This window comes from Rhodanobacter sp. FW106-PBR-R2A-1-15 (genome assembly GCF_058789735.1).
In genome coordinates, this window is sequence record NZ_JBYTEM010000001.1 from 51,717 (window position 1) to 71,259 (window position 19,543).

Below are 19,543 nucleotides of genomic sequence, written 5' to 3' on the forward strand. Positions count from 1 at the left end.
TTCCAATGACGGGTTCATGGCCGGCGGGCGCTCGCGGCGCCCGGCCGCTGTGCGCGTCGGGTTTGGGTCGGTTGGTGGGATGCGAAATGGAGTCTCCGGTGCGGAGGGTCGGCCGGGCGGCAAGCCGCCCGGCCGCACGACTCAGAACCGGTACATCACCGCGGCACGGTACGAACGGCCCAGCAGCGGCCGCGCGATGAACGTGTTCGCCCCCGCGTCCGCACTCTGCAGTTCGCCGGCGCGCGGGTTGCCCTCGGTCAGGCCCAGCGAGTTGGTGAGGTTGTCGGCGTACAGGTACACCGAGAACGCGGGCGACACGTCGTAGCGTGCGCTGGCGCCGAGCACGTCGTACGACGGCAGCCGCACCGAGTTGGCGGTGTCGACGAAGCGCTCGCCTTCATGCTCGTAGGACAGCTGCAGGCGCAGCTGCCCGTCGAGCAGGTTCACCCCGGGCACCACGCGGTAGCTCAGCTTCGGCACGCGGATCAGCTGGTTGCCGGTGTAGTCGCGCAGGATCGGGCCGGTGCTGCCCTTGTCGGTATAGCGCAGTCCTTCGTACTGCGGGTCCTGCCAGGTGGCGGTGAGCTGCACGTCGAACCAGCGGGTCGGGAACCAGGTGCCTTCCAGTTCCAGGCCCTTGGTCTTGGTGCTGGCGTAGCCCTGCTGCGCGACCGAGGTGTTGTTGTTCGGGTTGAACACGTAGTTGTTGAAGCCGACGTTGTCGTACTTGGTGTAGAACGCGGTGGCGTATAGGTCGAACTGGCGGTCGGAATACTTGTAGCCCACCTCGCCCAGCTTCATGGTCTGGATGATCGGCGTGGCGGTCGCGTTGGTGATGTAGCTGCTCAGGTTCGGCAGGCGGAACGCCGAGGTCCAGCGCGCGAACACGCCGGAGCGCTCGGAGAACTGCCAGTTCACGCCCAGCGTCCAGCCCGGCTTGCTGAAGCTGTGGTCGTACGACGCGGTCTGGCCGGTGCCGGTCTGGATCTGCGAGGTGGCCAGCGTGCCCAGGTTCACGGTCTGCTTCCGCTCGACCCAGCCCTTGGTGTTCACGCGTTCCCAGCGCACGCCACCGTCGATGCGCAGCGCATCGGTCGCCTGCCATTCGTCGGACAGGTAGAACGCATGGGTCGCCGAGCTGCCGCTGGCGTTCTCCCACTCGTAGCCGTAGCGGTAGATGCCGTGGTCGGTGAGCGTGCCCAGTGGCTGGCCTGCGGCATCCACTGCGACCAGGTCGAGCAGGCGCGCGTTGTCGCGCACGTCGAGCAGGGCGGTGGAGGAATAGCGGCTGAAGTCCTGGTTGAAGTGCGCGTAGTAGTAGCCCAGCGTGACGTCGTGGCTCTGCCCGCCGAGGTCGAACTGGCGCAGCAGCCGGGTATCGTTGACGAACTCCTGCACCGGCATGGTCACGCCGCGCAGGCCGCCGATCACCACCAGGCCGTTGCCGTTCTGGTTCTGGTTGTCGAACACCTGCGCGGGGTTGTCGACGTAGTGCAGCTGCAGGCCGGCCGCACCGGCCGGCTGGAACTGCCTGGCCTGGGCCAGGAACTTGTCCGCGCTCATCAGCGAGTTCGGGAACACACCGTTGCGCTGGGTTTTGGTGTCGCTGTAGCGCATCGACTCGGCCAGTTTCCAGTCCGCGCCGAGGTCGTAGTCGAACTTCAGCGTCAGCTGGTCGCGCTTCACGTGCGTACCCACGCTGTTGTCGAAGTCGTACAGGCTGCCGTTGCCCTGATTCATCAGCACGTGCTCGGTCTGCGGCCCGGCCATGGTGCCGAAGTTGCCGTCGAAGCCGGGCACGGCCTTGATCTTGCCGTTCGGGTAGGTGCGCATCGGGATGCCGAGGTACAGCGCGACCTTGTCGTCCATGTGCTTGACGTCGGCGCTGAAGCGGCCGTGCTCGAAATCCTTCGCCAGGTTCAGGCGGATCTGGCCGCCGTCGTTGGCGTTGAAGCCCGGGTCGCGGATACCGTCGTCGATGCGGTAGAAACCGCCCCCGCCGAGCTTCCAGCCGCTGCCGACCGGCGTGCCGTACCAGAAGTCGGCGCGGTTGAGCCCGTAGTCGCCCACGGTGTATTTGACCAGGCCGTCCGGCGTGTCGCCGACCCGGCGCGGGATGAAGTTGATCGCGCCGGCCGGCGCATTCGAGTAGAACACCGACGAGGGGCCGCCACGCACCACCTCGATCCGCTCGATCGTCTCGTCCAGGCGGAACGCCTGGTCGGCGTTGAGATAGCCGAGTGCCGGATCGTGCTGCACCGGCATGCCGTCCTCCAGCAGGGTGACTGAGCCGAAGCCGTCGACGGGAATGCCGCGTGCGCGGATATTGCCGCTGGCCTCGCCGCCGGAGGCCTCGACCCAGAAGCCGGGCACCGATTTCATCGCCTCGGTGACCGAGGTCGGCGCCTGCATGCGCAGGCGGTCCTCGTCGATGGTGGTGATCGAGTAGCTGGTCTCGGCCTTGGTCCGCGTCTGCACGCCGGAGCGCGCGGTGACCACCACACTGTCGAGGTTCTTCGCCTTGTCGGTGGAAGCGGCGGTGGCGTCCGCTTCGGCAGGCGTGCGCTGCTGGGCGTGGGCGGAAAGGGCGAGGCCGAGCGACAGACTGCCAAGCAGGGCCATGCCGACGGATCGGCTGATGAGGGAAGTACGCAAGTTGAATGCTCCGGGGGACGGGGAGATCGCGGAGCCGTGCGGGAAGTGTGCGCAACCTGGCGCCGCCTGCGTTCCACCGGGAGTGGGTCGGCGAGGCGGCGCGGGTTTCGTGCAGAGGCATCCCTGCCTGTGGGTTTCCCTGGTTCCGTCACAGGCTCTGATGGCGCGCAGCCTAGAGGCAGCCTGTGACAGTCAGTCAGACTGTTGCGTGACAATGTTGAAATTTGGATGTCTGAATCACGCGTTGCGGCAAGCTTGCCGTCATGTGGAGATCACCGAAGCGCGATTCTTCAGCGCACCGCCAGCGCCAGCACGATGCCGATCCACAGCGTCAGACCGAGCCAGTTGTTGTGGCGGAACGCGGCGAGGCAGGCGTCGCGGGCGCGCCCGCGGATCAGCCACAGCTGCCAGCCGAACAGTCCGGCGGCGGCGAGCAGCGCCAGCCAGTACGGCCAGCCCAGCCCCGCGCGCTGGCCGACGAACAGCATCGCCAGCAGGAAGGTGCCCATCAGCATGCCGAGGATCGGCACATCGGCGTCGCCGAACAGGATCGCGGTGGATTTGGCGCCGACCTTGAGATCGTCGTCGCGGTCGACCATCGCATACTCGGTGTCGTAGCTCACCGTCCACAGGATGTTGCCGATGAACAGCAGCCAGCCCAGCGGCGGCACCGTGCCGGTCACCGCGGCAAACGCCATCGGGATCGACCAGCCGAACGCCGCGCCCAGCACCACCTGCGGCAGGTAGGTCCAGCGCTTGGTGAACGGGTAGATCGCCGCCAGCGCGGCGCCGGCGAACGCCAGCTTGATGGTCAGCGCGTTGGTGAACAGCACCAGCACGAAGGAGAACGCCAGCAGCGTGCCAAACACGATGAGCGCCTCGCGCGGCGTCACCCGGCCGCTGGCGAGCGGCCGCCCCGCGGTGCGTTTCACCTGCGGGTCGAGCTTGCGGTCGGCGTAGTCGTTGATCGCGCAGCCGGCCGCGCGCATCGCGAACACGCCGAGAGTGAAGATCAGCAGCAGCTGCCACGGCGGGAAATCGCCGGCCGCCAGCCACAGCGCCCACCAGGTCGGCCACAGCAGCAGCAGCGCGCCGATCGGGCGATCCATGCGGGTCAGCACCAGGTAGTCGCGCGCCTTGGCGCGATGCTGCGCCGGCAGCTTGCGCAGCAGCCAGTCCAGCACCCGCGTGGCGCGGGTCGAGCTGTCGGCCGGCTGCACCACACGGGCGACGGGTTTCGCCGCGGCTGGCCGCGGCCGGTCGGCGGGGGAGGGCGCGGCAGGGCGCTGCTGGCGTTTGCGGGAAGGGGGAGCCATGCGTCGAAGTCTAGCGCGCCGTGCCGGGGCGAGCCGGGCGGTGGCTCTAAAGTTCGCCGCGCCACGGCCGATATGGCGGGTGAGCGAAACCGTTCGGGGTAACGCCAAGCATGCGCCGCAGCCCGGGGCCGTCGGCGTCGGAGCCACGATGGCCGAATACGAAACCAGCGAGGACGACCTCCCGCTGTCGTCGGATGCGCTGTCGCTCGACGGCGATGCGTCCCCGCCGGCCGCGGAATCGGCGATGACCGACTCGTTCGTGCACTCGCGCCTGCTCGATTCGGTGGCCTCGTTCACCCACCACCGCGACATCGGCGCGCTCGACCACAGCCTGGTGCTCTCGCTGGCCGAACTGACCTCGGCGGCGCGCGTGGTGCTGGCCAAGCTGGCGATCGACGGCGCGTCCGTGGAAGCGATCGTGCGCTGCGTGCCGGACGCGCAGGGCGCCTACCAGCTGCAGGAGGGCGACCCGGACGAGGTCGATCCGGCGCTGCAGCTGTTGCAGCGCTGCATGCACCGGCTGGAGGCGCAGACGGAAACGGTGCAGGGCCGGCATCGGCTGGTGGTGCCGATCCTGTGCGACGGCCGCGCGATCGGCGCGCTGCAGCTGGACAGCGACCTGCCGCCGGCCGCCAGCCGACCGCTCACCGACGGCTTCGCCCGCATCTACGCCAACTACACCGCGCTGCTGCACGAAAGCGAGCACGACAAGCTGACCGGCCTGTACAACCGGCGCAGCCTGGAACGCCAGCTGCAGCGGCTGCTGCACGAGCGCACGCTGCGCATGGCGCTGCCACCGGCCGGCGGCTCGCCTGGCGAGCTTGGCGGGGAGCCGCCGCAGGTGTGGCTGGCGATCCTCGACATCGACCACTTCAAGCGCATCAACGATACCTACGGACACATCTACGGCGACGAGGTGATCCTGCTGCTGGCCCAGCAGATGCGCGCCTGCTTCCGCCGCGGCGACGTGCTGTTCCGCTTTGGCGGCGAGGAGTTCCTGATCCTGTTCGGCGCGGCCGGCGAAGCCGTCGTGCACGCCGTGCTGGAGCGCTTCCGCCAGCGCATCGCCGAGCACGGGTTTCCGCAGGTGGGCAGCGTCACCGTCAGCATCGGTTACGCCGGTGTCGGTCGCCACGACTACCCGTCCAGCGCGCTGGACCGTGCCGACAAGGCGCTGTACTACGCCAAGCAGCACGGCCGCAACGGCGTCTGCGGCTACGAGAGCCTGAGCGCGCGCGGCCTGCTGGGGCAGGGAATGGCGCCGGGCAGCATCGACCTGTTCTGAGAGGTTGTGACTATTCAACCCCTCAAGCCGGCCATGGCGAGCGCATGGCGAGGGCATGGCGAGGGCATGGATGCCCGAGTTGAGGCAACGCAGGAGCGGTTGCCCGATGCCCGAGTTGAGGCAACGCAGGGAGCGGTTGCCCGACGGCCGGACATGAAACAGTCACGCCAGTGACTGTTTCATGTGAGCGAGTCCGGGCGTGTACCGGACTCGCGGCTGAAGAAAACCACAGGAAGTGGTTTTCTTCACAAGCAAGCCTTGAGTCAATCGCGCAGCAGCAGCCGGTAGGCCGGGTGCGTGCTCTCGTCCACGTGCGGGTAGCCGAGCGCGGCCAGGAACTGCCGCAGCAGCGGCAGCTCGGCCGCCGGCACCTGCAGGCCGACCAGGATGCGGCCGTGGTCGGCGCCGTGGTTGCGGTAGTGGAACAGGCTGACGTTCCAGTCCGGATGCAGCCGGCCGAGAAAGTCGGTGAGCGCGCCGGGCCGCTCGGGGAATTCGAAGCGGTACAGCCGCTCGTCGCGCGCCAGCGGCGAGCGGCCGCCGATCATGTGGCGCAGGTGCAGCTTGGCCAGCTCGTCATCGGTGAGGTCGAGCACCTCGAACGCCTGCGCGCGGAACGCCGCGGCCAGTGCTTCGCGCTCGCCGCGACGGGCGATCTGCACGCCCACGAAGATGTGCGCCTGCCGCGCGTCGCCGATGCGGTAGTTGAACTCGGTGATGGCGTGCCGCCCCAGCGTGGCGCAGAAGCGGCGGAAACTGCCGCGTTCCTCCGGGATGGTCACCGCGAACACCGCCTCGCGCTGCTCGCCCAGCTCGGCGCGTTCGGCCACGAAGCGCAGGCGGTCGAAGTTCATGTTGGCGCCGGAGACGATCGCCACCAGCGCGCCGTCGCCCGCGTGCGCGGCGGCGTACTGCTTCAGCCCGGCCAGCGCCAGCGCGCCGGCGGGCTCGGCCACGCTGCGGCAGTCCTGGTGGATGTCGCGGATCGCCGCGCAGATCGCGTCGGCGTCCACCCGCAGCATGGCGTCGACATACCGCTGGCACAGCGCGAAGGTCAGCGCGCCGACCTGCTTCACCGCGGTGCCGTCGGCGAACAGGCCGACCTCATCCAGCGCGACGCGTTCGCCGGCTTCCAGCGAGCGCGCCATCGCGTCCGAATCCGCCGCCTGCACGCCGATCACGCGCACTTCCGGCCGCAGCGCCTTGATGCACGCGGCCACGCCGGCGGCAAGGCCGCCGCCGCCCACCGGCACGAACACCGCCTCCAGCGGGCCCGGATGCTGGCGCAGGATCTCCAGGCCGATGGTGCCCTGGCCGGCGATCACTGCCGGGTCGTCGAACGGGTGCACGAACACCGCGCCGCGTTCGGCCTGCAGCTGCGCCGCGGCGACCTGCGCGTCGCTGTAGGAATCGCCGGTCAGCAGCAGCTCGACCATCGCCCCGCCGAGGCGGCGCACCGCGTCCACCTTCACCGGTGGCGCGGTCACCGGCATCACGATGGTGGCGCGGATGCCCAGCTTGGCCGCGGCCAGCGCCACGCCCTGCGCATGGTTGCCGGCGGAGGCGGCGACCACGCCGCGCGCGCGTTGCGCCGCATCCAGCTGCAGCATGCGGTTGTACGCGCCGCGCAGCTTGAACGAGAACACGCTTTGCTGGTCCTCGCGCTTGAGCAGCACCGGCCGGCCCAGCCGCTCGCCGAGCAGCGGCGCCGCTTCCAGCGCCGAGACCTGCGCCACTTCGTACACGCGCGCGGCACGGATCTGCGCCAGCAGCTCGCCGTGGTCGTGCCCGGTGAGCGGGGCGACCGCGCTCATGCGGCGAGCGCGGTCGCCGGGTGCGCCACCTGCAGCACGTCGACCAGCTTGCGCGTCTGCTGCAGGATCTGGCCGAGTGCCGCTTCGTCGCACTGCAGGCTCAGCGTGAGCCGCGAGACGGCCGGGTCGTGCGTGGCCGTCACCGTCAGCGTGTCGATGTTGTAGCCGCGCGCGGCGAACAGCCCGGCCACGCGCACCAGCGCGCCGGCTTCGTTCTGCAGCAGGATGGACAGGGTGTGGTTCATGGCGGGACTCCGATGGTGAATCCCCCTCCCGTGGCGACCGAAGGAAGTCCCCTTGCGGGAGAGAGTGTGCCGACAGGTGGGTGAGGGTACGGGCGGGCATCGATACCTCGCTCCGCCCGTACCCTCATCCGACCCTTCGGGCCACCTTCTCCCAAGGGGAGAAGGGAAAAATCGAAAGCTCAAAACATGTGCGATGGCGAGTCCTTGCGTGCGGCCGGCGCCGCGCGCGAGGCGATGAAATCGCCGGTGATCATCTGTGCATAGCTGGCGCCGGGGCCGACCATCGGGTACACGCCGGCGTCCGGGTCGATCATCACTTCCAGGAACGCCGGGCCGGGGTAGGCGAGGAAGTCGGCGATCATCGGTTCCAGTTCATCCATGCGTTCCAGCCGCTGCGCCCAGCCGAAGCCGTCGGCCTGCGCGGCAAGCACGAAATCCTTCTTGTGCAGACTCTTGTCCGAGGCGGCGAAGCGGCCCTTGAAATACAGCTTCTGCCACTGCCGCACCATGCCGTCGCCGACGTTGTTCAGCACCACCACCTTGATCGGCAGCCCGTAGGTGGTGACGGTTTCCAGCTCGCCGAGGTTCATGCGGATGCTGGCGTCGCCGTCGATGTCGATCACCAGCTTGTGCGGATGCGCGAACTGCGCGCCGATCGCGGCGGGCAGGCCGAAGCCCATCGTGCCCATCGAGCCGGAGGTGAGCCAGTGGCGCGGCGTGCGGAAGTCGAAATACTGCGCCGCCCACATCTGGTGCTGGCCGACGCCGGTGCTGACGATGGCACGGCCCTGCGCATGGCGGTTGATCGCCTCGATCACCGCATACGGCTGGACCAGCGCGCTTGCGCGGTCGTAGTTCATCGCGTGCGCGCGCTTCAGTTCGGCCACGTGCGCATGCCAGGCGGCCAGCTGCGGTTTCAGGCCGTGCGCGCGGCCGTAGGCGGTGAGCCGTTCCAGCGCGCGTTTCAGCGGGCCGACGTGCTGCCAGTCGACGTGCTTCACCTTGCCGATCTCGGCCGGGTCGATATCGACCTGCGCGATGAACTTTGCCCGTGGTGCGAACTTGTCCGGCACGCCGGCTACGCGATCGTCGAAGCGCGCGCCCAGCGCCAGCACGAAGTCGCAATCCTCCACCGCGTAGTTCGCGTAGGCGGTGCCGTGCATGCCGAGCAGGTGCAGCGCCAGCGGGTCGGTGCTGTCGAAGCCGCCCAGTCCCATCAGGGTGGTGGCGACCGGCAGGCCGAACGCGTCGACGAAGGCGCGCAGCGCGTCCGCGGCCTCCGCCGCGATCACCCCGCCGCCGGCGTAGATCAGCGGGCGCTGCGCCTGCAGCAGTGCGGCGAAGAACGCGGCGCAGTCGGCGTCGCCGAGCACGGCCTGTTCCACCGCACGCAACCGCGTGCGGTAGCCGGCCAGCGCCAGCTCGCCGCTCCCGCGCCAGGCCAGGGTGGTGTTCTGCACGTCCTTGGGCACGTCCACCACCACCGGGCCGGGGCGGCCGCTGCGGGCAAGAGTGAACGCGGTGCGCATGGTCGCTTCCAGCTGCGCCGCGTCGGTGACCAGGAACACGTGCTTGGCGCAGGCGCCCATGATGTTGCTGACCGGCGCCTCCTGGAACGCGTCGCTGCCGATCGCCGCGGTGCCCACCTGGCCGCAGATCACCACCAGCGGGATCGAGTCGGCCATCGAGTCGCGCACCGGGGTGACCGTGTTGGTGGCGCCGGGGCCGGAGGTGACGATGACTACGCCGACCTTGCCCGACGCGCGCGCGTAGCCGGCGGCCATGAAGCCGGCGCCCTGCTCGTTGGCCGGCACCACCAGCGGCATGGATTCGCTGCCATCGGCATGCGGATGTTCCGCGTTGTGGCGGAACACCGCGTCGTACACCGGCAGGATCGCGCCACCGGAGTAGCCGAACAGCACGCCGACGCCCTCGTCGGCGAGTACCTGCACGATCACCTCGGCGCCGCTCATGCTGTGGCCGGCCAGCGGGTGCCGGTCGGTGGTGGTTTCGGCTTTCAGTGCGGGTGCATTCACGAGTGGATCCCCAAATGGTGTGTCGTGCTCCCTCCCCTGCATCGCAGGGGAGGGCTGGGGTGGGGTTGCTCTCGATCTTCAAGTCAAAGTCAAAAGCGCAACCCCCTCCCGACCTCCCCCTGTTCCACAGGGGGAGGAGCCAAAGAGCGTCAGCCAGCTTTCTTCAGCGGTGCGGAGGCGGGTGCCGGGTTCGGCTGCAGCCACGGCATCTGCGCCCGCAGCTTCGCGCCGACCACTTCGATCGGATGCTCGAGGTCGGCCTGCTTCAGCCGCTTGTAGTTCGGCAGGCCAGCCTGGTATTCGGCGATCCAGTTCTTCGCGAAGGTGCCGTCCTGGATGTCGTGAAGTACCTCCTTCATGCGCGCCTTGGTGCCGGCGTCGACCACCCGCGGGCCGCTGACGTAGTCGCCGTACTGCGCGGTCTCGGAGACGAACTGCAGCATCTTCGCCAGGCCGCCCTCGTAGAACAGGTCGACGATCAGCTTCAGCTCGTGCATCACCTCGTAGTAGGCGATCTCCGGCTGGTAGCCGGCCTCGACCAGGGTCTCGAAGCCCTTGATCACCAGCTCGCTGGCGCCGCCGCACAGCACCGCCTGCTCGCCGAAGAGATCCGTCTCGGTCTCTTCCTTGAAGTCGGTCTGGATGATCATCGCGCGGCCGCCGCCGATGCCGTCGGCGTAGCCTTTCGTCTTCGCCTCGGCCTGGCCACTGACGTCCTGGTGCACCGCCCAGATGCACGGCACGCCGCGGCCACGCTCGTACTCGCTGCGCACCAGCGCGCCGGGGCCTTTCGGCGCCACCAGGATCACGTCGACGTCGGCGCGCGGCTTGATCTGGCCGAAGTGCACGTTGAAGCCGTGCGCGAACAGCAACGCCGCGCCGGGCTTGAGGTTCGGTTCGATCGCTTCCTTGTACAGCGCGGGCTGCACCATGTCGGGGGTCAGCACGGCGACCAGGTCGGCGCCCTTCACGGCGTCGGCCGGTTCGGCGACCTTGAAGCCGTCGGCCTTCGCCTTGTGCCAGGTCGGGCCGTTCGGGCGCAGTCCGACCACCACGTCGAGGCCGGAATCGCGCAGGTTCAGCGCGTGCGCGCGGCCCTGGCTGCCGTAGCCGAGCACGGCAATGCGGGATGAAGCGAGGGGGTTGGAAGTTTGCGGGCTCACGTGGTGTCTCCTGATTGAGCCCCTCTCCCGTCGGGAGAGGGGTTGGGGTGAGGGTTCGGTTGTCGATGGAGGCTGCGGCGGTGCCGTACCCTCATCCGGCCCTTCGGGCCACCTTCTCCCGTTGGGAGAAGGGCGTTTCCTGTGCAGTTGTGGTGAGTGAGGTGGTGGCGCCATCGGAGGCCGAGCCCACCAGCAGGGCGAACTTGGCCAGTACGCCGCGGCTGACTTTCGGTGCGGGCGGCTGCCACGTCGCACGGCGCGCGGCCAGGTCGGCATCGGTGGCGATCTCGCGCGTGCGCGCGTCGATGCGGATGCGGTCGCCGTCGGCGAGCAGCGCGATTGGGCCGCCACGCGCCGCTTCCGGCGCGATGTGGCCGACCATGAAGCCGTGGGTGGCACCGGAGAAGCGGCCATCGGTGATCAGCGCCACGTCGTCGCCGAGGCCGCGGCCGATCAGTGCGGCGGTGACGCCGAGCATCTCGCGCATGCCGGGTCCGCCGGCTGGGCCTTCGTTGCGGATCACCACCACGTCGCCCTTCGCGATGCGGCCTTCCTGCACGGCGGCGAAGGCGGCTTCCTCGCTCTCGAACACGCGTGCGCTGCCCTCGAAGTGGGTGCCACCGTGGCCGGCCGAGTGCTTGCCGGGGATCTTCAGGATGCAGCCGTCCGGCGCCAGGTTGCCGTACAGGATGGAATAGCCGCCGTGCGGCTTCAGCGGTGCGCTCACCGGCGCGATCACCGGCTGGTCGGCGAAGCGCGGCGCGGCGGCGGCTTCCGCGAACAGGCTGCGACCGGTGACGGTGGGCGCGTCGATCAGCATGCCGGCTTCGATCAGTTCCTGCGCCACGCGCGCGGCGCCGCCGGCGTCGAACATTTCCACCGCGGTGTAGCGGCCGGAGGGCAGCAGATCGGCGATCACCGGGGTGGCCTCGGTGGCCGGCTGGAAATCCTCCAGCGACCACTCGGCGCCAGCCTCGCGCGCGATCGCCAGGGTGTGCAGCACCGCATTGGTGGAGCCGGCGGTGGCCGCCACCATGCGCGCGACGTTGGCCAGCGAGTCGCGGTTGATCAGCGCGCGCGGCGTGCGGCCGGTGCGCAGGCAGTCCATCACCAGCTCGCCGCAGCGGCGTGCGGCGGCGCGCTTGTCGGGATGGGTGGCGGGGATGTCGTTGAGGCCCATCGGCGACAGCCCCAGCGTGGTCAGCACCATCGCCATGGTGTTGGCGGTGAACTGGCCGCCGCAGGCGCCGGCGCCGCCGCAGGCGTCGCATTCCACCTGGCGCAGCTCGGTGTCGTCGATCCTGCCCGCGCCATGCGCGCCCACCGCCTCGAACACCTGCTGGATGGTGATCGGCCGGTTCTTGTGCAGGCCATGCGCAATGGTGCCGCCGTACAGCGCCACCGCCGGGATGTCCAGCCGCGCCATCGCCATCGCGGCGGCGGGGATGGTCTTGTCGCAGCCGCACAGCACCACCATCGCGTCGCACAGGTGACCTTCCACCGCCGCTTCGATCGAGTCGGTGATCACCTCGCGGCTGACCAGCGAATAGCGCATGCCCGGCGTGCCCATGGCGATGCCGTCGGTGACCGCGATGGTGTTGAACTCCACCGGCGTGCCGCCGGCAGCGCGCACGCCTTCCATCGCCGCCTGTGCGAGATCGCGCAGGTTCAAGTTGCACGGCGAGACGTCCGACCAGGTGTGCACCACCGCCACCAGCGGCTTCTTTAGCGCGGCGTCGTCCAGGCCGGTGGCGCGCAGCATGGCGCGGGCGGGGGCACGGTCGGGGCCGCTCTTGATCAGGTCACTGCGCATGAAGAAAGCTCCGGAGGACAGCCGTTTGCGTTAGCCGCCTCTCCCCCTTGGGGAGAGGATTGAGGTGAGGGGCGGGTGCTCCCCATGAAGCCGGTCGAAAGCGAATAAGAAAGCGCCCCCTGCGCGCGAGGGAGGTCGACGGGACGGCCAGGGAGTCGGCGCCATCGCGGCGTGCAGGAACCGTCCGCGCCGCATGCGCGCAGGGGGCAGCAGAAAACGCGGACACGTCCGTGTGGCCGCTGGGGAAACCGGGTAAGGGCATCAGCCGCATGCGCGCGCTCCGGCGAAGAACGCGGCGGCGGTGTCGGCGTGGTCGTCGATCGCGGCGATCACCGCGTCGCGCACCTCGTCGGTGCCGGCATCGCCGCCGATGTCGCGGCTGTGCGGGCCGTGGCGCAACACCTGCTCCACTGCCGACTCCACCGCAATCGCCTCGGCCTCCAGGCCCAGCGAGTGGCGCAGCAGCAGCGCGGCGGAGAGGATCGCGCCAACCGGGTTGGCCACGCCTTGCCCGGCGATGTCCGGCGCCGAGCCGTGGATCGGCTCGTACAGGCCGCGCCGGCCTTCGCCCAGCGAGGCCGACGGCAGCAGGCCGAGCGAGCCAGCCAGCGCGGCGGCTTCGTCGGTGAGGATGTCGCCGAACAGGTTCTCGGTGACCACCACGTCGTAGCGGTTCGGGCGGGTCAGCAGCAGCATCGCCATCGAGTCGACCAGCTGGTGCTCGACCTTCACGTCGGGGTAGTCGGCGGCGACGCGTTGCACCGTGCTGCGCCATAGCCGCGAGGTCTCCAGCACGTTGGCCTTGTCCACCGAGGTGAGCTGCCGGCGGCGTGCGCGCGCCAGCTCGAACGCGCGGCGCACCACGCGCTCGATCTCGGTCACGGTGTACCTGCACTCGTCGGTGGCGGCGTCGGCCGTGCGCGTGCGCGCGCCGAAGTACATGCCGCCGGTGAGCTCGCGCACGAACAGTACGTCGACGTGCTTCAGCTTGTCGTTCTTCAGCGGCGACAGGTTGGCCAGCGTCGGGTGCACCTGCAGCGGGCGCAGGTTGGCGTACACGCCGAGTGCGGCGCGCAAGGCCAGCAGGCCCTGCTCGGGCCGCACCGGTGCGTTCGGATCGGACCATTTCGGCCCGCCCACGGCGCCGAGCAGCACCGCATCGGCGGACTGGCACGCCGCCAGCGTGGCGGCCGGCAGCGGTTCGCCGGTGGCGTCGATCGCGCTGCCGCCGATCAGCTGCTCCTCGAACGCGAACACGTGCTGGTAGCGCGCTGCCACGGTTTTCAACACGGCCACCGCGGCGGCGGTGACCTCGGGGCCGACGCCATCGCCGGGCAGGGTGACGATACGGGCTTTCATGCGGTTACTCCGTTCGATCGAAGCGGGTTTTGTTGATGAGTGCGGCCATGGATGGCCGCTTCTTGACGTTCGCGTTCACGGACGAACGCATCAATTTGGTCACGGTGCTGCAGCAGGTAGCCGAGCTGGTCGACGCCGTTGAGCAGGCAGTGCCGTGCGAACGGTTCCAGCCGGAACGGGATGCGGCCGCCGTCTGGCAGCGCGATGTACTGCTCGCGCACATCGATCGCCAGCTCGATGCCCGGGTGCCTGAGCAGCCAGCGGTGTTCCAGTTCGTCGATGACGATTGCCAGCAGGCCGTTCTTCAGCGCGTTGCCGCGGAAGATGTCCGCGATCTCGCTGCACAGCACGGCGTGGATGCCGTAGTCCAGCAATGCCCACGGCGCGTGCTCGCGCGAGGAGCCGCAACCGAAGTTGCGCCCGGCGACGAGGATCGAGCAGCCGCGCGCTTCCGGTCGGTTCAGCGGGAAGGCGGGGTTGTCGCTGCCGTCGGCCTGGTAGCGCCAGTCGTTGAAGCACAGCTTACCCAAACCCTCGCGCGTGGTCGTGGTGAGGAAGCGCGCCGGGATGATGCGGTCGGTGTCGATGTTCTCGTCGGCCAGCACGGCGGTGCGGGAGTGGAGGCGGGTGACGGGTTTCATGCGGGTTTCCTCGTGGCGGCTTCTGCTCCTCCCCCTGCGTGCAGGGAGAGGCTGGCGACCGAAGGGAAGTCCTTCAGGTGAGGGGGTAACGCTCTTGACTTCAAGATCAAGAGCGGACCCCACCCCAGCCATCCCCTGCGAAGCAGGGGAGGGCGACAGGTGCAGCGGTCGGTATTCATGCCGCCACCTCCACCAGGTACTCGCGCGGGTCGGCGATGCGCCCGGCGACGGCGCTCGCGGCGGCGGTGGCCGGGCTGGCCAGCACGGTGCGCGCGCCCTTGCCCTGGCGGCCCTCGAAGTTGCGGTTGGACGTGCTCACCACCAGCTGGCCCGGCTGGGCCAGGTCGCCGTTCATCGCGATGCACATCGAGCAGCCGGGCACGCGCCACTCGGCGCCGGCGGCGGTGAACACGTGGTGCAGGCCTTCGCGCTCGGCGTCGCGGCGCACCGACTCGGAGCCGGGCACCACCAGCATGCGCACGCCACTGGCAATGTGCCGGCCGTGCAGCACGCGCGCCGCTTCGCGCAGGTCGGACAGGCGCGAGTTGGTGCAGCTGCCGACGAACACCACGTCCACCGGCGTGCCCTGCATCGGCTGGCCGGGCTTGCTCTGCATGTAGTCGAGTGCGCGGCGCTCCTGCGCATTGGTGGCGGCCGGCACCGGCGCGTCCATGGCGATCGCCATGCCCGGATGGGTGCCGTAGGTGACAGTCGGCTTCACCGCGCTGGCGTCGATGCGCACCTCGCGGTCGTAGTGCGCGCCGTCGTCGCTCTTCAGCGTGCGCCACTGCGCCACCGCCGCGTCCCACGCCGCGCCCTGCGGCACGCGCGGGCGACCCTGCAGCCATTCGAACGTGGTCTCGTCCGGCGCGATCAGCCCGGCGCGGGCGCCGGCCTCGATCGACATGTTGCAGACGGTCATGCGCTCGTCCATCGACAGCGCCTCGATCGCCGCGCCGCGGTACTCCAGCACGTGGCCGGTGCCGCCATCGACGCCGATGCTGCCGATGATGTGCAGGATCAGGTCCTTCGCGCCGACGCCGGCGGGCAATTGGCCGTCCACATGGATCGCCATGGTCTTCGGCCGGCGCTGCAGCAGGCACTGCGTGGCCATCACGTGGCCGACCTCGGTGGTGCCGATGCCAAACGCCAGCGCACCGAACGCACCGTGGGTGGAGGTGTGGCTGTCGCCGCAGACGATGGTCATGCCCGGCTGCGTGGCGCCCAGCTCGGGGCCGATCACGTGCACGATGCCGCGCTCGGCGCTGTCCCAGCCGTGCAGCTCGACGCCGAATTCACGGCAGTTGCGTTCCAGCTGCGCGACCTGCGCCTGCGCCTCGGCGTTCGCGTAGGGACGGCTGCCGTCGGCGTTCGCGGGCAGGGTTGGCGTGGAATGGTCCAGCGTGGCCAGCATGCGATCCGGCCGACGCAGCTTCAACCCGCGCTCGCGCAGCTCGCTGAACGCCTGCGGCGAGGTGACCTCGTGCACCAGGTGCAGGTCGACGTAGAGGATCGCCGGCGTGTCGGCAGTCTCGGCGGCGACCACGTGGGCGTCCCAGATTTTCTCGAAGAGCGTCCGCGCACTCATGCCGATGCCTCCATGGGGGCAGGCTGTTGATGAGGAGTCCGGCCATGGATGGCCGGTTCTTGATCTTCGCGGTCAGGGATGACCGCACTGACCATGGCCAACCAGCCGTGGTGATCCTCGGTACGCCCGTCGAACAGGCCGAAGAACGCCTGCCGCAGCTGTTGCGTGATCGGGCCGGGCGCACCCTTGCCGATCACCTTGCGGTCGACCGAGCGCACCGGGGTGATTTCGGCGGCGGTGCCGGTCATGAACACCTCGTCGGCCGAGTACAGCGCCTCGCGCGGCAGCTCGCGTTCTTCCACCGCGATGCCGAGGTCGGCGGCCAGCGCGAGCACGCTGTCGCGGGTGATCCCGGCCAGGATGCCGGCGCTGGACGGCGGCGTGAGCAGCTTGCCGCGCTTGACCAGGAAGACGTTCTCGCCGGCGCCTTCGCTGAGCAGGCCGCCGTGGCCCAGCGCGATGCCTTCGTCGTAGCCGTTGCGGCGCGCCTCCAGCCCGATCAGCTGGCTCGAAAGGTAATTGCCGCCGGCCTTGGCCCAGCTCGGGATGGTGTTCGGCGCGGGGCGGTGCCACGACGACACGCACACGTCGGCGCCGCGTTCGGCCGCCTCGCCCAGGTAGGCGCCCCAGGCCATCGCCATCAGCGCCACCTCGACCGGCGCGCCGTCCTTCGCCAGCACGCCCAGGCCACCGGCGCCGCGGAACACGATCGGCCGCACGTAGGCTGACGGCATCGCGTTGGCGCGGATCAGCTCCAGGCAGGCGGCGTTGATCTCGTCCTCGCTGTAGCCCACGTCGATCTCGTAGACGCGGGCCGACTCGAACAGGCGGCGGGTGTGGTCGGCAAGGCGGAAGTAGGCCGGACCGCGCGGCGTGGCGTAGACGCGCTCGCCCTCGAACACGGAGGAGCCGTAGTGCAGCGCGTGCGTGCTGACGTGGACGTTGGCCTCGGCCCACGGCTTGATGCGGCCGTTGTGCCAGACGAATGGGGTGTTCATGCGGTGGTCTCCTTGTGCGCGTCCGGGCGCGCGGCCATGGAAGGCCGCTTGTTGGTCTGTAGGTGCAACGTGGATTGGCGTTCGATCCGGTTGACGATGACCAGCGCGGCCAGCGCGGCGGCCTCGACGATGTCGGTGCTGCTGCCGTGGCCGCGCCAGTCGCGCGCGGCGTGGCGCGCGCTCAGCTGCGCGTGGCCCTGGGCGTCGGCGCCTTCGCCGAGCGCGTCGATCTGGAAGCGGGTGAGCGCCAGCGGCGTGCCGGTGGCGCGTTCGATCGCGCGCAGCACTGCGTCCACCGGGCCGTCGCCGATCGCCGCCTCGCCGACCTCGCGGCCGTCGTCGTGGGCCAGCTTCACCGAGGCCGACGCGCTGCCGCCCAGGTGCGAGCTGGCGTGCAGCTGCACCAGCTGCCACGGGCCGCCGGCGTGCGGGTCGTGGCCCAGCGCCAGCGCTTCCAGGTCTTCGTCGTGCAGCTCGCGGCCGTGGTCGGCCAGCGTCTTGAAGCGGCCGAAGATGTCGTCCAGCGCGGTGTCGTCCGGCGTGTGGCCCAGTGCTTGCAGGCGCTGGCGCAGCGCGGCGCGGCCGGAGTGCTTGCCCAGCACCAGCTTCGTCTCGGCGATGCCGACGTCCTGCGGCCGCATGATCTCGTAGGTGCCGCGGTGCTTGAGCATGCCGTGCTGGTGGATGCCCGATTCGTGGGCGAACGCGTTGGCGCCCACGATCGCCTTGTTGCGCGGCACCGCCTGGCCGGTCAGCTCGGCCAGCAGGCGCGAGGCGGGGTACAACTGGCGGGTGTCGATGCGGGTATCCACGCCGAAGTGCGGCGCGCGCACCTTCAGCGCCATCACCACCTCCTCCAGCGCGGCGTTGCCGGCGCGCTCGCCGATGCCGTTGATGGTGCATTCCACCTGGCGTGCGCCGGCGCTCACCGCAGCCAGGCTGTTCGCCACCGCCATGCCGAGGTCGTCGTGGCAGTGGCTGGAGAACACCACCCGCTCCGCGCCCACGACGTGGCGGCGCAGGTACTCGAACAGCTCGACGATCTCGGTCGGCGTGGTGTAGCCCACCGTGTCCGGCGCGTTGAGCGTGCTGGCGCCGGCGGCGACCGCGGCGCTGAACACCTCGGCGAGGAACTCGGGTTCGGTGCGCAGCGCGTCCTCGGCGGAAAATTCCACCTCGTGGCACAGCCCACGGGCGCGCTCGATCGCACGCGCCGCAGTCTCCAGCACCCGCGCCTTGCTCATGCCCAGCTTGTGCTCGCGATGCAGCGGGCTGGTCGACAGGAACAGGTGGATGCGCGAATGGCGGGCCGCTTCGAGCGCACGGGCGGCGCTGTCGATGTCGCCGTCCTGGCAGCGCGCCAGCGCGCACACCGTGGTGCCTTGCAACGCCCCGGCGATTTGCGCGACTGCAGCAAAATCGTCCGGGGAAGCCTGCGGAAAGCCGGCTTCGAGCACGTCCACGCCGAGCACCTCGAGCTGCTGCGCCATGCGCAGCTTGGCGCGCCGGTCCATCGAGAAACCCGGCGCCTGCTCGCCGTCGCGCAGGGTGGTGTCGAAGATGCGCACGCGTCCGGCGACTACGTCGTCGTCGCTGGCGGGGCCGCTTTGCTGGTCGGGGGTTTTCATCATGGCTCCGCTGTGGGCGGCGCCGAAGGCACAAAAAAACCCCGCATCCGTCACCGGGTGCGGGGTTCTTCGGGTGTTTTCAGGTTTTTCTAGCTACCTGGACACTTGCCCTCAGCCCGCACCTCCGTTGGTAATAAGGAGTACGAGTACAAGGGTAATAATGAGCGTGCCGCGAAGCCGCAGCAGGCCGGCGCCCGTCGCGGGACGGGTCATTTCGGCGGTGCGGCGGTGGCTGTTGCGCTGCGGCATGTAGTCGACCCTACGGCAGCCGGTCGTGGGTGTCAACCATTTTCTCATGAAAATTTTTCCTGACGCTGCGGAAACGTGATACGGACGGCTGGACGTCTGAACGATACGCCCGCGTGTGGTCTTCAGTGCGCGGCGATGGCGTGCAGTAATAGAGGCGCAACATGGTTTTCAGCTGCTCCAGCGCCGCCTTGCGGCCCGACAGGCCAGGCTCTGCATTCACCGCTACGGCGGCTTTCATCAGTTGCTGCACGACCACCGTGGCTGCACGCAGCGCACCGGGCGACAGCCGCGGCAGGTAGCGACCCAGCAAGGCCTGCAGCTCGGCCCGCAGGCGACGGCGGATGGCCATGCTGTGACCGGAGGGTATCGACACGGGGTCGACCAGCACCGCGAGCACCGGATGACGCCAGCGGAACGCGACAAGGAAGGCGGCCAGCCAGTCGATGTCCCTCCCTTCGGCCTGTGCCTGCAGTGTCTCCAGCTGCTGGAACAGCGCCCCGGTGCAGTCCTCCTGCAGCGCTTCCGTCAGCGCCTCTTTAGTGGGAAAGAACTGGTACAGGGAGCCGATCGCTGCGCCGGCGCGGGCGGCGATGGCGGTCATCACCGCGACGCTGCCGGACATACTGGCCTGAGTCGTGATGGTTGAGCCCGCGTGGTTCGAGAACCCTTTCGGCAAGAAGCGGATCCGTTCGGCCGGCAATGATTCGTAACGGTCCACGGGTGGGACCGCGCTTCGGTTGCATCGCATGCGGC

14 protein-coding genes are annotated in these 19,543 nt (G+C 69.5%); 1 reads left to right on the forward strand and 13 read right to left on the reverse strand.

Annotated elements, in window-relative coordinates; translation table 11 throughout:
* Positions 1-141 precede the first annotated feature (141 nt).
* Together AC3WTD_RS00215 and ubiA are read right to left on the reverse strand one after the other, a co-directional pair.
* A complete protein-coding gene (locus AC3WTD_RS00215; protein WP_492612656.1) occupies positions 142-2,655 on the reverse strand; it encodes a TonB-dependent receptor in 2,514 nt (837 codons plus the stop codon).
* Between the two features lie 290 nt (positions 2,656-2,945).
* Positions 2,946-3,875 carry a 4-hydroxybenzoate octaprenyltransferase gene (ubiA, locus tag AC3WTD_RS00220; RefSeq protein ID WP_235642645.1) on the reverse strand — a complete coding sequence of 310 codons (930 nt, stop codon included), beginning with the start codon at positions 3,873-3,875 and terminating at the stop codon, positions 2,946-2,948.
* A gap of 244 nt (positions 3,876-4,119) precedes the next feature.
* On the opposite strand from ubiA, the gene AC3WTD_RS00225 reads away from it, so the two are divergent.
* The gene (locus tag AC3WTD_RS00225; protein WP_492612657.1) at positions 4,120-5,256 is read left to right on the forward strand and encodes a GGDEF domain-containing protein; all 1,137 of its coding nucleotides are present in this window, start codon (positions 4,120-4,122) and stop codon (positions 5,254-5,256) included.
* Positions 5,257-5,519: 263 nt separating this feature from the next.
* Here the strand turns inward: AC3WTD_RS00225 and ilvA are convergent, their stop codons facing one another.
* The 11 genes from ilvA to AC3WTD_RS00280 form a co-directional block, all read right to left on the reverse strand.
* On the reverse strand, positions 5,520-7,070 hold the full coding sequence (gene ilvA, locus AC3WTD_RS00230) for a threonine ammonia-lyase, biosynthetic (RefSeq protein ID WP_027493283.1): 1,551 nt from the start codon (positions 7,068-7,070) through the stop codon (positions 5,520-5,522).
* The gene (gene ilvN / locus AC3WTD_RS00235; protein ID WP_008436893.1) at positions 7,067-7,315 is read right to left on the reverse strand and encodes an acetolactate synthase small subunit; all 249 of its coding nucleotides are present in this window, start codon (positions 7,313-7,315) and stop codon (positions 7,067-7,069) included. Before ilvN ends, ilvA begins: the two co-directional genes overlap by 4 nt.
* Before the next feature lie 179 nt (positions 7,316-7,494).
* Positions 7,495-9,288 carry a biosynthetic-type acetolactate synthase large subunit gene (gene ilvB / locus AC3WTD_RS00240; protein ID WP_425504547.1) on the reverse strand — a complete coding sequence of 598 codons (1,794 nt, stop codon included), beginning with the start codon at positions 9,286-9,288 and terminating at the stop codon, positions 7,495-7,497.
* A gap of 212 nt (positions 9,289-9,500) precedes the next feature.
* Positions 9,501-10,514, reverse strand: a complete 1,014-nt coding sequence (ilvC, locus tag AC3WTD_RS00245) for a ketol-acid reductoisomerase (protein ID WP_027493285.1) — start codon at positions 10,512-10,514, stop codon at positions 9,501-9,503.
* Between the two features lie 91 nt (positions 10,515-10,605).
* Positions 10,606-12,327 carry a dihydroxy-acid dehydratase gene (gene ilvD, locus AC3WTD_RS00250; RefSeq protein ID WP_492612658.1) on the reverse strand — a complete coding sequence of 574 codons (1,722 nt, stop codon included), beginning with the start codon at positions 12,325-12,327 and terminating at the stop codon, positions 10,606-10,608.
* A gap of 261 nt (positions 12,328-12,588) precedes the next feature.
* The gene (gene leuB / locus AC3WTD_RS00255; RefSeq protein WP_492612659.1) at positions 12,589-13,686 is read right to left on the reverse strand and encodes a 3-isopropylmalate dehydrogenase; all 1,098 of its coding nucleotides are present in this window, start codon (positions 13,684-13,686) and stop codon (positions 12,589-12,591) included.
* The gene (gene leuD / locus AC3WTD_RS00260; RefSeq protein ID WP_051257604.1) at positions 13,683-14,327 is read right to left on the reverse strand and encodes a 3-isopropylmalate dehydratase small subunit; all 645 of its coding nucleotides are present in this window, start codon (positions 14,325-14,327) and stop codon (positions 13,683-13,685) included. The genes leuB and leuD overlap by 4 nt, the downstream gene beginning before the upstream one ends.
* Before the next feature lie 175 nt (positions 14,328-14,502).
* The gene (gene leuC / locus AC3WTD_RS00265) at positions 14,503-15,915 is read right to left on the reverse strand and encodes a 3-isopropylmalate dehydratase large subunit (protein WP_492612660.1); all 1,413 of its coding nucleotides are present in this window, start codon (positions 15,913-15,915) and stop codon (positions 14,503-14,505) included.
* The gene (locus tag AC3WTD_RS00270; RefSeq protein WP_492612661.1) at positions 15,912-16,913 is read right to left on the reverse strand and encodes a branched-chain amino acid transaminase; all 1,002 of its coding nucleotides are present in this window, start codon (positions 16,911-16,913) and stop codon (positions 15,912-15,914) included. The genes leuC and AC3WTD_RS00270 overlap by 4 nt, the downstream gene beginning before the upstream one ends.
* The gene (locus AC3WTD_RS00275; RefSeq protein ID WP_492612662.1) at positions 16,910-18,544 is read right to left on the reverse strand and encodes a 2-isopropylmalate synthase; all 1,635 of its coding nucleotides are present in this window, start codon (positions 18,542-18,544) and stop codon (positions 16,910-16,912) included. Before AC3WTD_RS00275 ends, AC3WTD_RS00270 begins: the two co-directional genes overlap by 4 nt.
* A gap of 256 nt (positions 18,545-18,800) precedes the next feature.
* Positions 18,801-19,508: a TetR family transcriptional regulator gene (locus AC3WTD_RS00280; RefSeq protein ID WP_492612663.1), complete on the reverse strand. Its 708-nt coding sequence runs from the start codon at positions 19,506-19,508 to the stop codon at positions 18,801-18,803.
* Positions 19,509-19,543: the final 35 nt, after the last annotated feature.

What these genes read in the sequence shown, in the direction of transcription:
- leuD (WP_051257604.1), bottom strand. Translation starts at nt 14,327, where the DNA reads ATGAAACCCGTCACCCGCCTCCACTCCCGCACCGCCGTGCTGGCCGAC.
- ilvB (WP_425504547.1), bottom strand. Translation starts at nt 9,288, where the DNA reads ATGAGCGGCGCCGAGGTGATCGTGCAGGTACTCGCCGACGAGGGCGTC.
- ilvN (WP_008436893.1), bottom strand. Translation starts at nt 7,315, where the DNA reads ATGAACCACACCCTGTCCATCCTGCTGCAGAACGAAGCCGGCGCGCTG.
- ilvD (WP_492612658.1), bottom strand. Translation starts at nt 12,327, where the DNA reads ATGCGCAGTGACCTGATCAAGAGCGGCCCCGACCGTGCCCCCGCCCGC.
- AC3WTD_RS00270 (WP_492612661.1), bottom strand. Translation starts at nt 16,913, where the DNA reads ATGAACACCCCATTCGTCTGGCACAACGGCCGCATCAAGCCGTGGGCC.
- ilvA (WP_027493283.1), bottom strand. Translation starts at nt 7,070, where the DNA reads ATGAGCGCGGTCGCCCCGCTCACCGGGCACGACCACGGCGAGCTGCTG.
- AC3WTD_RS00225 (WP_492612657.1), top strand. Translation starts at nt 4,120, where the DNA reads ATGGCCGAATACGAAACCAGCGAGGACGACCTCCCGCTGTCGTCGGAT.
- AC3WTD_RS00275 (WP_492612662.1), bottom strand. Translation starts at nt 18,544, where the DNA reads ATGATGAAAACCCCCGACCAGCAAAGCGGCCCCGCCAGCGACGACGAC.
- leuC (WP_492612660.1), bottom strand. Translation starts at nt 15,915, where the DNA reads ATGAGTGCGCGGACGCTCTTCGAGAAAATCTGGGACGCCCACGTGGTC.
- leuB (WP_492612659.1), bottom strand. Translation starts at nt 13,686, where the DNA reads ATGAAAGCCCGTATCGTCACCCTGCCCGGCGATGGCGTCGGCCCCGAG.